General features: G+C 65.9%; 14 protein-coding genes. 3 read left to right on the plus strand and 11 right to left on the minus strand.

Annotation, left to right across the window (positions count from 1 at the left end):
• Positions 1-358 precede the first annotated feature (358 nt).
• The 4 genes from GGQ89_RS05555 to ruvB all read right to left on the minus strand — a co-directional run bounded on the left by GGQ89_RS05555 (position 359) and on the right by ruvB (position 5,086).
• Positions 359-1,621 (minus strand): hypothetical protein, encoded by a 1,263-nt coding sequence (locus tag GGQ89_RS05555; protein WP_184104780.1) that lies wholly within the window; start codon positions 1,619-1,621, stop codon positions 359-361.
• Positions 1,621-2,355 carry a hypothetical protein gene (locus GGQ89_RS05560; protein WP_237243433.1) on the minus strand — a complete coding sequence of 245 codons (735 nt, stop codon included), beginning with the start codon at positions 2,353-2,355 and terminating at the stop codon, positions 1,621-1,623. Before GGQ89_RS05560 ends, GGQ89_RS05555 begins: the two co-directional genes overlap by 1 nt.
• A 4-nt stretch (positions 2,356-2,359) precedes the next feature.
• Positions 2,360-3,574 carry a toxic anion resistance protein gene (locus tag GGQ89_RS05565; RefSeq protein WP_076717361.1) on the minus strand — a complete coding sequence of 405 codons (1,215 nt, stop codon included), beginning with the start codon at positions 3,572-3,574 and terminating at the stop codon, positions 2,360-2,362.
• Positions 3,575-4,060: 486 nt separating this feature from the next.
• Positions 4,061-5,086 (minus strand): Holliday junction branch migration DNA helicase RuvB, encoded by a 1,026-nt coding sequence (gene ruvB / locus GGQ89_RS05570; protein ID WP_056437034.1) that lies wholly within the window; start codon positions 5,084-5,086, stop codon positions 4,061-4,063.
• 154 nt (positions 5,087-5,240) lie between these two features.
• On the opposite strand from ruvB, the gene GGQ89_RS05575 reads away from it, so the two are divergent.
• On the plus strand, positions 5,241-6,134 hold the full coding sequence (locus GGQ89_RS05575) for a 2-hydroxyacid dehydrogenase (protein ID WP_221238868.1): 894 nt from the start codon (positions 5,241-5,243) through the stop codon (positions 6,132-6,134).
• Between the two features lie 117 nt (positions 6,135-6,251).
• Here the strand turns inward: GGQ89_RS05575 and ruvA are convergent, their stop codons facing one another.
• From ruvA to GGQ89_RS05600, 5 genes are all read right to left on the minus strand, one after another.
• Positions 6,252-6,851 carry a Holliday junction branch migration protein RuvA gene (ruvA, locus tag GGQ89_RS05580; RefSeq protein ID WP_056437027.1) on the minus strand — a complete coding sequence of 200 codons (600 nt, stop codon included), beginning with the start codon at positions 6,849-6,851 and terminating at the stop codon, positions 6,252-6,254.
• Positions 6,848-8,425: a hypothetical protein gene (locus GGQ89_RS05585; RefSeq protein ID WP_184104782.1), complete on the minus strand. Its 1,578-nt coding sequence runs from the start codon at positions 8,423-8,425 to the stop codon at positions 6,848-6,850. Before GGQ89_RS05585 ends, ruvA begins: the two co-directional genes overlap by 4 nt.
• 145 nt (positions 8,426-8,570) lie before the next feature.
• Entirely contained in the window at positions 8,571-9,089 is a 519-nt protein-coding gene (gene ruvC, locus GGQ89_RS05590) for a crossover junction endodeoxyribonuclease RuvC (protein ID WP_184104784.1), read from the minus strand.
• A gap of 104 nt (positions 9,090-9,193) precedes the next feature.
• Positions 9,194-9,937 (minus strand): YebC/PmpR family DNA-binding transcriptional regulator, encoded by a 744-nt coding sequence (locus GGQ89_RS05595; protein WP_056437018.1) that lies wholly within the window; start codon positions 9,935-9,937, stop codon positions 9,194-9,196.
• Positions 9,938-9,964: 27 nt separating this feature from the next.
• A complete protein-coding gene (locus GGQ89_RS05600; RefSeq protein WP_184104786.1) occupies positions 9,965-10,504 on the minus strand; it encodes a DUF1003 domain-containing protein in 540 nt (179 codons plus the stop codon).
• A 69-nt stretch (positions 10,505-10,573) separates the two neighbouring features.
• On the opposite strand from GGQ89_RS05600, the gene GGQ89_RS05605 reads away from it, so the two are divergent.
• Positions 10,574-12,037: a helicase HerA domain-containing protein gene (locus GGQ89_RS05605; protein ID WP_184104788.1), complete on the plus strand. Its 1,464-nt coding sequence runs from the start codon at positions 10,574-10,576 to the stop codon at positions 12,035-12,037.
• 192 nt (positions 12,038-12,229) lie between these two features.
• On the opposite strand, the gene GGQ89_RS05610 is transcribed toward GGQ89_RS05605, so the two are convergent.
• On the minus strand, positions 12,230-12,490 hold the full coding sequence (locus GGQ89_RS05610) for a DUF2312 domain-containing protein (RefSeq protein ID WP_037570224.1): 261 nt from the start codon (positions 12,488-12,490) through the stop codon (positions 12,230-12,232).
• Positions 12,491-12,634: 144 nt separating this feature from the next.
• Positions 12,635-12,937: a DUF1244 domain-containing protein gene (locus GGQ89_RS05615; RefSeq protein ID WP_056437009.1), complete on the minus strand. Its 303-nt coding sequence runs from the start codon at positions 12,935-12,937 to the stop codon at positions 12,635-12,637.
• A gap of 72 nt (positions 12,938-13,009) precedes the next feature.
• Between GGQ89_RS05615 and pyk the strand changes: the two genes are divergently transcribed.
• Complete coding sequence (gene pyk / locus GGQ89_RS05620; protein ID WP_076717368.1) at positions 13,010-14,479, plus strand: pyruvate kinase; 1,470 nt, start codon at positions 13,010-13,012, stop codon at positions 14,477-14,479.
• The last annotated feature ends 27 nt before the right edge of the window (positions 14,480-14,506 follow it).

Genomic DNA, 14,506 nt, shown 5'->3' on the forward strand with positions numbered 1-14,506 from the left:
TACGCACATTGGCGTTGCGCACTTTGAAAGGGCGCATTGGCTTTAACTAGCGAAAGGAGGTGATCCGATGTCTCATGGTTCAGCAAGGGGGTCGGTTCAGTTCGTTCGGGGGGCCGGTCTCTGATATCGATAGGCGCGGTTCGGGGGGTATTTTCCCCCAATCAACGGTCGCGCCTGATGTCTTGAGGCCCGCATGGTCTCCCGGGCTGGAGCTCTCCGGCCGCTGACCATGTTTAGGGGTTGCCGGGGCCGTCGCGATGACGTCCCGGCAGCCCTTTTCATTTGGGGGATAGGCTGTTCGGCGCGAAGCCAGAGGTCATGAACCCGTTCTCTCCCCTGCACGGGGAAGAAAGCCGGGTCAGGGTGTGGTGGATGCCGGGTCCTGCATCGCCAGCCGCAGGGGCTTGTCGCCGGGCACCAGCAGGACGGGAACGTTCTTGCCCGCCTGGACCAGCACCTGATCGACCGGAATTGCATCGTCGCTCTCGCCCGCGATGAATGCCTGCACCAGCCGCTCGCCCTTTTGCGGCACGAAGCCCGCCGGGATCACCATCGACTTGCGCCCCATCGCCGCCAGCCAGTCGGGGCGGCCCTTCACCATGCGCGTGGTCGGATGATAGACCTGCAAATCGACCGCACCGGCATATTGGCCGACCGTCATAGGACGGTCGCCGTCGAACAGTACGACCGAGCGGCCGGATGCCTTGGCCGCCAAAACCCGGCGCGCCAGGCCATTATAGCCGCTGGCGCTCTGCCCCAGCGTGACCTGGTCGATGGTCAGCGGGTCGATGCCGGTCTTGGCCTTCAGCAGAGCCGCCATCCAGCTTTGCTTGGCGTTGCCGGAGCCGTCGATCGGCTCCTCGGCGACGTGGCTGTGGCCGACATAGACGAACATCTTGGCCTTTGGATCGGCGGCCAGCACCTTGGCCAGGCTGCTGGACTGCGCCTCCTCACGCCGGGCGATGCTCTCGGCGCGGCTCAGGCCTTTGCCGCTTCCCATCTCTTCATAGGCCACGGGGCGATAGCCCATGGCTAGCGACTGCCGGACGAAGTCACCGAACACCGGATCCTGGGTATAATGCCCCGAGCTGTGGACTGGAAAGCCATCCTTCGCCAACCGAGCCATCGGCGCCTGATCGTCCGCGTTCCAGAAGGTTTCGGCCGCGAGCAGCGAATAGCCCAGCGGACGCAAGGCCCGCGCAACTTCCAGCGCAAAGGCGCGATCGCGCGGCAGGCCATGATTTTCGTTGAGGATCACCACGCGAGTCTTGGCCGCCCGCGCGACGATCTCCGCGATCGCATCGCGCGGCGTGGCGGCGACCAGACGCTCGGCCGCCGCCTTGGCCTCGGGTCCGTCCGACGGTTGGGGCTCGGGACCTGCCGGCTCGGCCGTCATGCGCGTCTGCGCCTCTCGCCACTGGCTATAGAAGATACCGGGCTTGGGCTTGCCTGCCGCGTCAAAGGCCAGCGACCGCAATATGTCCGCCGCGTCGAGATAGCGGCCGTCCTTCAGCTGCTTCAGCGATACGTTGATCGCGTCCCAGTCCGCCTTGCTCGGCCCGTCCTGCGCCATCGCGGCGGTGGAGAGCATCATCGTCACCACCACCGCCGCGCTCCGCATCAGTCCGCCCTTTCCTCGCGATATTTCATCTCCAGAAATCGCCCGCGGGTCGACAGGCTGTCAAGATCGGCCTGGGCCAGCCGCTGGGTCATGTCGCCGATTTCTTGCTCGATCAGCTTGAGGCCATCGACCAACTGCGCATCCGGCGTCCGCCCGTTGCGTTCGACCCGGCGGAGCGGCTCGGGCACGCGTTCGTAATCGCGCAGAAAGGCGGGGAGCTGCTCGCCGATCAGGCGACGGACCTCCATCGCCTCGGGCGTCTCGTTGTCGACGCCCGCCAGTTGCGGTGAGAGCGTATCGAGCCGCCGCCCGATCCGGTCGACCAGCTGCACGGCGGGCGCGGGCAGCAGCGGGCGCTGCGCCTCCAGCCAGCGTTCGGTCTGGGCGGGCAGCGCCTTGATATCGACCTGCGCCAGCTTGGCGGGCGTCGGCGCGCGCGGGGCGGGCGCGAGCGCAATGGCCAGCGTCGCCGCCAGCATCAGCATCATCGCCGCCAGCGCGCCGAAAATGCCGATCCCGCCGGGCAGGATCAGGCCCGTCACCATCGCCGCGATCAGGATGACCGCGTTGGCGATGGCGATCAGGATCAGCCGTTGCAACGCCGAGCGCGTCTTGCGCCGGGCGCGCTTGATCGTCGCTTGCGCGGACCCACGATAATCCTGCGAGATGCGCGCCATCACTTCGCGCGCACGCTCGATCTGGGCATCGACCTCGTTCGAGCGGGGGGTGGTCACGGGATTACAGCGCCTCCAGCTTGAACGACGACGCCGACGACCCGCCGGTCAGCTGCGGATTCTGCGCACCCTCGGCGCGGGCGATATAGCCCTTCGACTTCTCGACCTCGTTGCCCAGCGTCGTGACCGTCGTCTTCATCGAATCGAGCGCCTTCAGCTTGAAGCTGTCGATCGCATCCATCGTGTCATAGATATTCTGGAAGGCGCGTTGCAGCGTCTCCAGCGGGATGGTCGAGGCCGCCGCCTGCTCATGGATCTGCGCGGTCTGGCTGCGCAGCAACTTGCCGGTCGAATCGATGATGTTGGCGGTGGTGGTGTTGAGCGCCGTGATCTGGTCGAGCACCAGCTTCTGATTGGCCAGCGCCTGCGCCACGGTGACGGCGGTGCGCAGCGCCGAGACGGTGGTGGTCGAGGCGCGGTCGACGCCCTTCACCAGCTCGACATTGTTTTTCTTGACCAGATCGAGCGCCAGATAGCCCTGCACCGTCACCGCCATCTGGGTCAGCAGGTCCTGGGTCCGCTGACGGGTATAGAACAGCGCGGTCTCACGGATCGCCTTGGCCTTGGCGGGATCGGTGTGATCCAGCTCGTTGGCGGTATCCTCCAGCTTGGCGTCCATCGTCTTGGACAGATGGATCATCTGCTCCAGCCGCCCCATGGCCGACCACAGATTCGCGCGCTCGGTATCGATGGCGGCATTGTCCATCAGCAGTTCGTCGCGGCCCGAGGAAAGGCTCTTCAGGATCGCCGCGATATGCGTCTGCGACGAGCGATAGCCGTCGAAATAGTCGCGCATCTTGTTGCCGAAGGGCAGGATGCCGAGCAACTTACGCGGCGCGGAGAGATTGCCCTGGCGGCCGGGATCGAGGCTTTCGACGACGCGGCGTAGCTCGGTCAGGTCCTTGCCCACCCCCGTCTCGCCATCCATCGCCTTGACCGGGCGATCGAGGAAGCGGTTGGACTGGCTTGCGGCCTCGCGGATTTCCTTCTGCCCCATCGCCGTGATCGCGTCGACGCGGCGGCCGAATTCGGGGCTGTTCACGTCCTGCGCGATCAACTCGGCGACGAAGCCATCGACCTTCTGCTCCAGCTGCGTGCGCGTCTTGTCGTCGACGGGCACCAGCCCGGCGGCCTGGGCGGGCGCCACCGTCGGCACGGGATCGGGCGGCGTCAGCGTCAGCCCCTTTTCCTGGGTCACGGTATCGGCGGTCGTGGCCATTCTCAAACTCTCCAAATACGCATCCATAGTGTGGAGGGGATGGTCGCCGGGTTCAAGTGTATTATCGGGGTAATACTATCAGGCCATTATCGGTCATTCCTCCCCTACAAGGGGAGGAATAGATTGGAAATTGATCGTCCTTCGCGCGCAACCGAAGCCAAAGGGGTTCGTTACCCGGGCTCGGCCCTGCCTCTCCGGACGGTTCGATCATCCCCAAAGCCCGTGGCTCTGCGCTTTTGCGTGATGAGTCATAGGGTTGCGCGGTCGTGATTGCCACCGAACGAGATGCCGGGCCGAACGCAGCATAGAGAGACACCCACCTGGCCCCTATCGGTCGTTCGACCGGCGGGGGTCCGTTTTCAGCGCGATACCCGTCCCCGTTTAGGCTGAGCAAAGTCGAAGGCCACTGGTTCCGCTTGGCCTTCGACTTCGCTCAGGCTGAACGGAGATGGGATGCAATCTCAGCGATTTACAGCCTCCGCCCGCTCAGGCGTCGAACAGTCCATCCTGCGATCCGACCGGCGGGTTCAGCCCCAGATGCTTCCACCCGCCCGGATTGAGGATACGCCCGCGCGCGGTGCGGGCGAGCAGGCCGAGCTGGATCAGGAACGGCTCGATCACCTCCTCGATCGTGTCGCGCGGCTCGGACAGGCCGGCGGCCAGCGTCTCCACGCCGACAGGCCCGCCGCGATAGACGTCGGCGATCATCGTCAGATAGCGGCGATCCATCGCATCCAGCCCCAGCGCATCGACCTCCAGCCGATTGAGCGCCTGGTCGGCGGCGGCGGCGTGGACGATCTCATGCCCCGCCACGCTGGCGAAGTCGCGCACCCGGCGCAGCAGCCGCCCGGCGATACGCGGCGTCCCGCGCGAGCGGCGCGCGACCTCGACCGCGCCGTCCTCGGCGATGGGCAGGTCGAGCAGCCGCGCGGCGCGGGTGACGACGCGCGTCAGTTCCTCGACCGTGTAGAATTGCAGGCGGACCGGAATACCGAAACGGTCGCGCAAGGGGGTGGTCAGCAATCCCTGCCGCGTCGTCGCGCCGACCAGCGTGAAGCGCGGCAGGTCGATCCGCACCGAACGCGCCGACGGTCCCTCGCCGATCATCAGGTCGAGGACCCGGTCCTCCATCGCGGGATAGAGGACTTCCTCGACTGCCGGTTGCAGGCGGTGGATTTCGTCGATGAACAGGACGTCGCCGTCCTCCAAATTGGTCAGCAGCGCGGCGAGGTCACCCGACTTGGCGATCACCGGGCCGGAGGTGGCGCGGAAACCCACACCCATTTCGCGCGCGATGATCTGCGCCAGGGTCGTCTTGCCCAGACCCGGCGGGCCGAAGAACAGCACATGGTCCAGCGCATCGCCGCGCCCCCGCGCCGCCTGGATGAAGACGCGTAAGTTGTCGCGCGCCGCCTGCTGCCCGACAAATTCGTCCAGGCTCTTGGGACGGAGCGCGGCGTCGACATCCTCGGGACGGCGGCTGGCGGATAACAGGCGGTCTTGGTCGGTCACGAGGTCAGCCCTAGCGGCTGGGGGGCATGGCTGTCGAGAAGCTCCGCGAACATTGCACGAACATAGCAGGCTATGCGCGGCCGAGACAATCGCCCGTGCGGTGGCTTAACCCCATATAGCGGACTCACGGACGGAAACGCGCTACATCAGGGTCATGCCGCACGATCTTTTTCTGGCTACCGCCGTTTCGCCCGCCCTGGAGCTGCTGCTCGCCGAACGCTTCACGCTGCACCGCGATGCGCCGCCGCCAACCACCAGAGCGATCGTCGGCGGTGGGCAGATGACGGTCGACGCCGCGCTGCTGGACCGGCTGCCCGAACTCGAGATCATCGCGATCCACGGCGTCGGCCATGACGGGATCGATCATGACGCGGTCGCGGCGCGTGGTATCCGCATCGCAATCACCGCCGACATATTGACCGAGGATGTCGCCGATCAGGCGATCGCCTTGTGGCTGGCCGTCGGCCGGCGGATCGCGGCGAACGACCGGGCGATGCGGATGGGCAACTGGACCGTGCCGCTGGGTCGGCGCGCCAGCGGACGGCGGATCGGGATTTTCGGGCTGGGCCGGATCGGACAGGCGATTGCCAAAAGGGCGGAGCCGTTCGGTGGCGAGATCCTCTACACCGCGCGGTCACAGAAGCCGGTGGCCTGGCGCTTCATGCCCGATCTGGCGACGCTGGCGGCGGAAAGCGACGTGCTGTTCCTCGCCGCACCGGGCGGGGACGAGACGCGGCGGGTGGTCGATGCCGCTGTGCTGGATCGGCTGGGGGCGGACGGCGTGCTGGTCAATGTCGCGCGCGGCAGCCTGGTCGATGAGGATGCGCTGATCGCGGCGTTGGAGTCGCATCGTATCGCGGGGGCGGGGTTGGACGTGTTCGCCGACGAACCCGACGTGCCCTATGCGCTGCGCCGGATGAACCATGTCGTCCTTGCCCCGCATCAGGGGAGCGCGACGCGGGAGGGGCGTGCGGCGATGGCGGCAATGGTGGTGGAGAACCTGGAGGCGCATTTTGCGGGGCGTGAGGTGCCGGGGCTGTTGGCGTGATGGCTTCCCTTGGCCTTCGACTTCGCTCAGGCTGAACGGGGTTTGGGGGTGGGTCGGATTTACAACAACCGTTCGAGCTGAGCGAAGTCGAAGCCCACGGGACACCCCCGCCCCGCGCTACTTCGCCGCCTTGCGCAAGGCCAACCGCACCAGCGCATCCAGCGACGCCCCCGCCCCCAACTCCTCTTCCGCCGCCGCCACGGCCGCATTGGCCTCGGCGGGCCGGAAACCCAGGTTGAGCAGCGCCGACACCGCATCCGCGCCAGCCCCGGCCGACGCGGCCACCCCGCCGCCCGAACCGGGCGCGAGCACGATGCCGCCGACCTTGTCCTTCAATTCCATCACGATCCGCTGGGCGAGCTTCGGCCCCACGCCGTTCGCCCGCGCAACCATCGCCTTGTCGCCGCTGGCGATCGCCCGCATCAGGTCGGCGGGCTCCAGCGCGGACAGGATCGCCAGCGCCACGCGCGAGCCCACCCCCTGCACGCCCGTCAGCAACCGGAACCAGTCACGCTCGTCCGCACTGGCGAAACCCACCAGGCGGATCGAATCTTCGGACACCAGCATCTCGGTATGCAGCATCGCCGCCTCGCCCACCGGCCCGATGGACGACAGGGTGCGCGCCGAAGCGCCGACCAGATAGCCGACCCCGCCGACATCGATCACCGCATGGTCGATGCCGGTGGAGTCCAAACGTCCCTTGAGATGCGCGATCATGCCCCTTCGTTAGAAGAACTCTCCGTCGTCGTCATCCCGTCTTGCGCGCCACCCGCGCCGGAAGGCCTTGCATTGGGCAGATAGGTCCAGGCGCGACCGGGCAGATTGTCACGGCAGACCGGCGCCTGCTGGAACAGGCTGCGATAGGTGGCGAGGTCTCCGATACCCGTGGCTACGGCCCATAGCCCGATCTGCGAGTCCAGGCGCGACAGGCCAGCCGCGTAGAGCCGATCGAAAATCGCCGAGCAAAATTGATCGGCAGCGCGAACCGTGTCGTCCGCCTGGGATTTGGCGGGCGGCGCATTCTTGTCGCTTTCGAACGTCCCTTCGGCCTGTTGCACATCCTCGTCCTTGATGAGGATGAGTTGCTTGGACAGCGCCAGGAACCACTCCTGCTCGCTCAGATACTGGCGCACATTCTTGCCGACGCCCAATCGGAAATTCAGAACCTGACTGGGACTGACGCGCTCGGCCAGTTGATCGACCGCATATTTATATTGATCGCTCTGGAAACCCGGACGGCCATGCAATTTCTTGAAGTCCGTCCGATAGATCAACGCTTTCAGATTGTCAGGGGCGGGTATTGTTTCACTTCTCGCGCCACCCTTCTGGCAGGCGTTCATCACGTCGAAGACCGACACGCGCGGGCAGGTCATGCTGATCCGAAACACCATCCGGCGGTTGCTGCCAGTCTGATTCTCCGGAAACGTCGCTATTCCCCAGCGTGAAGCACGAATTTTTTCGGGGAGATACACGATGACGACGATCGACGCGCCAGGATACCATTCGCTCATCAACCGCCCGGCCGAGACGGTCTCGGTAATCGATGTGGAAAGCAGGCGGGAAAGGGCGACGTCATAGGCCGACGACACGCGCTGGACCTGTTCGCGATTGATGGCGGTCAACAGCGAACCTCCCGGCGCGGCGATCGCAAGCGAATCGCGAAGCGTCGACAGGACGATTCCGGTCGGCTGGATGTCCACCTCGTCGGCGATGCGCCCCGTGGCCTCGATCGTGACGCTGGAATTAACGGACAAGCGGACATCGGGAAGCGCCATATCCGACCCGGTCAGCGTGGTGACAAAAGCCTCGCCCTGACGACCGCGCCCGTTATAATCGACCGCGACCAACGGCACGTTGAACTCGATATCGGGGTCGCGCATCCGGATGCGTACGGACATGACCACCCCGCGCGACCGTCCCATGAAGAAGCGACTGAACGCGCTGTGCCGCTCTCGCTTATAGTCGCGAACATATCCGCCATCGTCGACCAGTTCGACAACCCAGCGGCCGTAAAGGTCGTTGAGGTGGTAGAAGCTCCTGTTATCGACCTTCGCCTGCCAGCATTCATGAACCCCGATCACTTCGCTCAGCCGGCGACCGTCCGGAATTTGGTCAAGCCCTTGCCCCCCCTTGTCGCCGCCGCTGCAATTGAAGGGCTTGTCATCATCGCCGTCGTCTTGCTCGATCTGTACAGCGGTTCCCGAGGTCCCGGATATGATCGCCGCTTCGGCAGGCATGGGCATCGTGACGAACGCAAGAATCGCGGATGTGGTGAATAGGCGGCGCTTCATGGCTTGGCTCCCCGTCGAACAGACAAACGCAACGCCACGACAGGCCCGCCCCCTTAGGACCGAGCGTTATCGATGATGCCGTGAGAAGATCGTCAGCGTAAGCGGGGCGCAGGCATATCCGGTCCGTTTCGGACCCACTCGCAGATCAGATCGCGCTGTTGCGCCGCTGCATCGCCCGCGCGCTCGCCAGATGGTGCGCGTGGGTGATCGCTACCGCCAGCGCGTCCGCCGCATCCGGGCCGGTCAGCTTCACGCCGGGCAGCAAATGTCCGACCATGGCCTGGACCTGTTTCTTGTCCGCGCCGCCGGTGCCGACGGTCGCCTTCTTGACGATGCTGGGATGATATTCGCCGACGATCAGCCCGGCCTGCGCCGCCGACAGCAGGACGATACCACGCGCCTGGCCCAGCTTCAGCGTGGACTGCGCATTGCTGTTGCCCAGCACCTCTTCCACCGCCGCGCCGTCGGGCTGTTGCTGGCGGATCACGTCGTAGAGCGCGGCGTGCAGGTTCGCGAGGCGGCGCGGCAGCGGCATCGACGGCTCGGTCTTGATCTGGCCGTTGGCGACGTGGCGCAGCCGGTTGCCCTCCACCGCGATCACCCCCCAGCCGGTGGTGCCGAGGCCGGGGTCGAGCCCGAGGATGATGGCGGGGGGTGGGGTCATTTGGGGCTTTCCGGAGGGGTCAGTGTACGCCGTCTTTACCCCTCCGCCACCGGGCTTCGCCCGGCGGTCCCCCTCCCCAAGCCAAGCTTGGGGAGGATTTGGGATCAGGCCAGCTTTTCCATCACTTCGTCGGAGACTTCGTAATTGCCCCAGACGGTCTGGACGTCGTCATCATCGTCCAGCGTGTCGATCAGCTTGAACAACGTCGCCGCCGCCGCTTCGTCGACCGAAACCATGGTCTGCGGACGCCAGGCGAGCTTGGCGCCTTCGGCCTCGCCCAGCACCGGCTCCAGCGCCTTGGCGACTTCGTGCAGATCGCCCTGCGCGGTCCAGATCTCGTGGCCGTCTTCCGACGAGGTCACGTCCTCCGCCCCGGCTTCCAGTGCTGCCTCGAACACCTTCTCGGCGTCACCGGCGCTGGCAGGATAGTTGATCAGGCCCATCCGGTCGAAGCCATGGCTGACCGAGCCGCCAGCGCCCAGATTGCCGCCATTCTTCGACACTGCGGTGCGCACGTTCGTCGCGGTGCGGTTGCGATTGTCGGTCAGCGCCTCGATGATCAGACTGACGCCACCGGGGCCGAAGCCCTCATAGCGGACCTCTTCGTAATTCTCCCCGTCACCGCGCGAGGCCTTGTCGATCGCGCGCGCGATATTGTCCTTGGGCATCGAGGCCGCCTTGGCCGCGTTGACGGCGGCGCGCAGACGCGGGTTCATGTCCGGGTCGGGCGTGCCCATCTTCGCCGCCACGGTGATTTCGCGGGAGAGCTTGGAAAATGCTGCCGAGCGCTTCTTATCCTGCGCGCCCTTGCGGTGCATGATGTTCTTGAATTTGCTGTGGCCTGCCATCGGTGCCTCTTGAGATGATCGGGCTCTTTACGACTGCCCAAGGGCCTTTGCCAACCCGTCGATCTTCGCCTCCAGCGTATCGAGCCGTTCGGTGACGGCGTTGTCCAGCTTGTGGTGCAGCCGCAATATGTCGATCTCGGCGCGCAAATTGGTGCGATAGTCGAGGCTCGCAGCCAGCCGGTCCTTCGCCGATTGCCGGTTCTGGCTCATCATGATGACCGGCGCCTGGATCGCCGCCAGCGTCGAAAGCATCAGGTTCAGGAAGATATACGGGTACGGATCGAACGCCATGCCGAAATGGCTGAGCACGTCCGAGTTGAGCAGCATCCACCCCAGCAGGATCACCGAAAAGGTGATGATAAAGCCCCAGCTTCCCCCGACCGCCGCCACCCGGTCCGCCAGCTTCTCGCCCCAGGTCGAGGTTTCGTCCGCGACATCGGCGGCGTCGCGTGCGCTGAGCTGGCCCGACTCGATATCGGCAATGACCTGGGCTTCTTCCTCGTCCAGTTCATGCGCAGGCTTGCCCAGCGTGCGGCGGGCGATTTCGGCAGCGGTCGACAGGGCCATGGGCTTGGCGCTCCTCGTAAGGAATCAAATGCCTTGCTCCTTGGGGCGTTGATCGGCCAAACGCCAGTCATGACGGTACGCGTGGATATGGGAACCGATGAGCGCGGCTCGTCGGTGCCGATCGATCTTGAGGAACTGCTGGCGACCCGCCTGCTGGTGCAGGGCAATTCGGGGTCGGGAAAGTCGCATCTGCTGCGCCGCCTGCTGGAGAAATCGGCCGGCCAGGTGCAACAGGTGGTCATCGACCCCGAGGGCGATTTCGTCACCCTGTCTAAGGCTTATGGCCATGTCGTGATCGAGGCAGGCGACTATGCCGAGCGCGAGGTCGGGCGCTTCGCCTCGCGGATACGCGAACACCGCGCCTCGGTGGTGCTCAGCCTGGAGGGGCTGGAGATCGAGGGCCAGATGCGCTGCGCCGCGACTTTCCTGAACGCCCTGTTCGATGCCCCGCGCGAGCATTGGTATCCCGCGCTGGTGGTGGTGGACGAGGCGCAGCTTTTCGCCCCCACGACGGGGGGCGAAGTGACCGAGGAAGTCCGCCGCGCTTCGTTGTCCGCGATGACCAACCTGATGTGTCGCGGGCGCAAGCGCGGGCTGGCGGGGGTGATCGCCACCCAGCGACTCGCCAAGCTCGCCAAGAATGTCGCGGCGGAGGCGTCCAACTTCCTGATGGGCCGCACCTTCCTCGACATCGACATGGCGCGCGCCGCCGATCTGCTCGGCATGGAGCGGCGGCAGGCCGACTCGATCCGCGATCTGGCGCGCGGCACCTTCCTGGCGCTCGGCCCCGCCGTTTCGCGGCGGCCGATCACGGTGAAGATCGGCGCAGTCGAGACCTCGGCGCGGTCGGGCAGCCCCAAGCTGACCCCCCTGCCCGACGCCCCGCCGCCGGACTTGCAGGAACTGCTCTTCGCGCCGGTCGAGGAAGCGCCGACCCTGCCCATGACCTTCGACCCGCGCCCGCGCCGGGTGCCCGCCGAGGAACTGATGGCCGATCTCGGCCGCCCGCCCCTGCCGACCACCGCCGCACCGCCCGCGCCCGAGATGGACGAGGGCGAGGTCGAGGCGATCTATGAACAGGTGCTGCGCGCGATCGTCGAGGACCCCGAATCGACCTTCCGCCCGGCCTCTGTCCTGTTCCAGGATTTCCAGGTGCGCTGCCGTATGGCGGGGCTGGCCCGGCCGCCGCTCGACCTGAACGGCTTTGCCCGTCGCCTGTCCTGCGCGCGGGCGGGGATTTTCGACGTCAACGACCCCGACTGGCAGGAAGCCCTGGCACTGGCCGCGATGCTGCCCGACGACATGCTGGGCGCGTTCCTGCTGGTGGCGCGCGCGGCGCGGGAGGGACTACCCTGTCCGCCCGATACCAAGATCGCCGAGACGTACGGGACCAGCTCGCTGGGCCGGGTGAAGCGGCTGATCGCCTATATCGAGAGCCGCGACCTGTTCGTGTGCCGGACGGACCTTACGGGGAAGCGGTCGATCACGATCCCGCGGCTTGGGTGGACGACCCAGGCGGCGGAGATGGGGTGAGGGTTTCGCGTGGCCTTCGACTTCGCTCAGGCGGAACGGAAGTTAAGGCTGAATATTTTGCCAGGCCAACCTCCTACGCTCCGTTCAGCCTGAGCGAAGTCGAAGGCCACGCCCCACCGCTCATTACAAACAAAAAGGGCGACGGAGCCACCAGCCCCGCCGCCCTTCGCATATCCAAACCCGAAACCGGGATCAGATCATGCCCAGCGCCTTCATATACACTTCGAGGATGGCTTCCTCTTCCTGATATTCTTCGCGCTTCTTCTTGCGGATCGCCATGATCTTCTTGATCGCCTTCGGATCATAGCCGCGCGCCTTGGCTTCGGCGAAGACGTCCTTGATGTCGTCCGAAATGCCCTTCTTCTCTTCTTCCAGCCGCTCGGCCCGCTCGATCAGCAGGCGCAGTTCGTCGGCCGTGACATTGCCGCTGCTGTCGAAATTCTCGTCCGCCATGGTCTTCTAACCCTCTTGAAATCCTGTCCGCTCCCAGGAATCCGCCGCCACGACACGGGCCCCGCCCATGGGCAAGGTCGGTCCGGCGCGGATGTCGGGATCGGGGGCGGTCTAGGCGCTTCCGCGCCGTCGCTCAAGCGGGGGTTAACGGTTCTTCTTCACACTCTCGGCCATGCGCGCCAACTGCTCCGGCGTCGCCTCGGCCTGATGCTCGGCCTTCCACTGGTCATAGGGCATGCCATAGATCGCGGCCCGCGCGGTCGCCTTGTCCACCCCGGCGGCCTCGCCCACCCAGTCGGACAGGCAGTTGCGACAAAAGCCCGCCAGCCCCATCAGGTCGACATTCTGCGCATCGGTACGGTGGCGCAAATGCATCACCAGCCGACGAAACGCCGCCGCAGCCGCCGCGTCATCGATTGCATTCAACGCATCCAGCGTATCGCTCATATTCGTCGCTCCTAGGTTGATCGTAACGCATTAGGCTTTAGGACACTGGCCGCAAAGAAGCAGGATGTGAACATGACCAAGGCCCTCCCACCTCGTTCGCGCAAAGTCCGCGTCCTCGCCACGCTCGGCCCGGCCAGCAGCGATCCCGAGACGATCGCCACCCTGTTTCAGGCTGGCGCCGACGCCTTCCGAATCAATATGAGCCATGGCGACCAGCAGTCGAAGATCCCGCTGATCCAGGCGATCCGTGGCCTGGAGGAGCGGTTCGGCCGCCCGACCACCATCCTGGCCGATCTTCAGGGCCCGAAGCTGCGCGTCGGCAAGTTCGCCGAGGGCAAGGTCATGCTGGAAACCGGCAGCACCTTCATCCTCGATCGCGATCCGACGCCGGGCGACGCGACCCGTGTCGAGCTGCCGCATAAGGAAATCTTCGCCGCGATCGAGCCGGGTGCGCGTCTGCTGCTCGACGACGGCAAGCTGGTGCTGCGCGTCGCCTTTCATGACGCGGACAAGATCACCACGCTGGTCGAGGTCGGTGGCGCGCTGTCGAACAACAAGGGGCTGAACGTCCCCGACGTCGTGCTGCCCATGGCCGCGCTGACCGAGAAGGACCGTTCGGACCTGGCCTTTGCGGTCGAGCAGGGCGTGGACTGGATTGCCTTGTCCTTCGTGCAGCGCCCCGAAGACCTGATGGAGGCGCGCGGCCTGATCAAGGGACGCGCCGCGCTCCTCGCCAAGATCGAGAAGCCACAGGCGATCGACCGTCTGGAGGAGATTGTCGAGCAGTGCGACGGCGTGATGGTCGCGCGCGGCGACCTGGGCGTCGAACTGCCGCCCCAGGCCGTCCCGCCGCTCCAGAAGCGCATCGTCGAGGTGTCGCGCCGCATGGGCCGCCCGGTGGTCGTGGCGACGCAGATGCTCGAATCGATGATCCAGAGCCCCTCGCCCACCCGCGCCGAAGTGTCGGACGTGGCGACCGCCATCTATGACGGCGCCGACGCGATCATGCTGTCGGCCGAGTCGGCGGCAGGGTCCTGGCCGGTCGAGTCGGTCGCGATGATGAACGCGATCGGCGTGTCGGTGGAAAACGACCCCGGCCATGGCGACCGCGTCCACTTCACCGCGATGACCCCCGATCCGACCACCGCCGACGCGCTGGCCGAGGCGGCGGCCCGGATCACCGACACCGTGTCGGCCAAGGCGATCATCTGCTTCACCACCAGCGGCTCGACCGCGCGCCGCATCGCGCGCGAGCGTCCCTCGGTGCCGCTGCTGGTGCTGACGCCGCAGCTGGAGACGGCCCGTCGTCTGGGCCTGCTCTGGGGCGCCCACGCGGTTCACACCCGCGACGTCGAATCCTTCGAGGAAATGGTCGCCAAGTCCAAGCGCATGGCGCTGCGCCACGGCATCGCCGAGGCGGGCAACCAGGTCGTGCTGATGGCGGGCGTTCCCTTCCGCACGCCGGGGTCGACCAATGTGCTGCATGTCACCCGCATCATGGGCGACGAACTGGCCAATTACGGGGATCGCAGCGAGGCGTAAGCCTTTCGTCCGGAACAGGAAGGGCGG

The organism is Sphingomonas yabuuchiae (assembly GCF_014199595.1).
Classification (GTDB): domain Bacteria; phylum Pseudomonadota; class Alphaproteobacteria; order Sphingomonadales; family Sphingomonadaceae; genus Sphingomonas; species Sphingomonas yabuuchiae.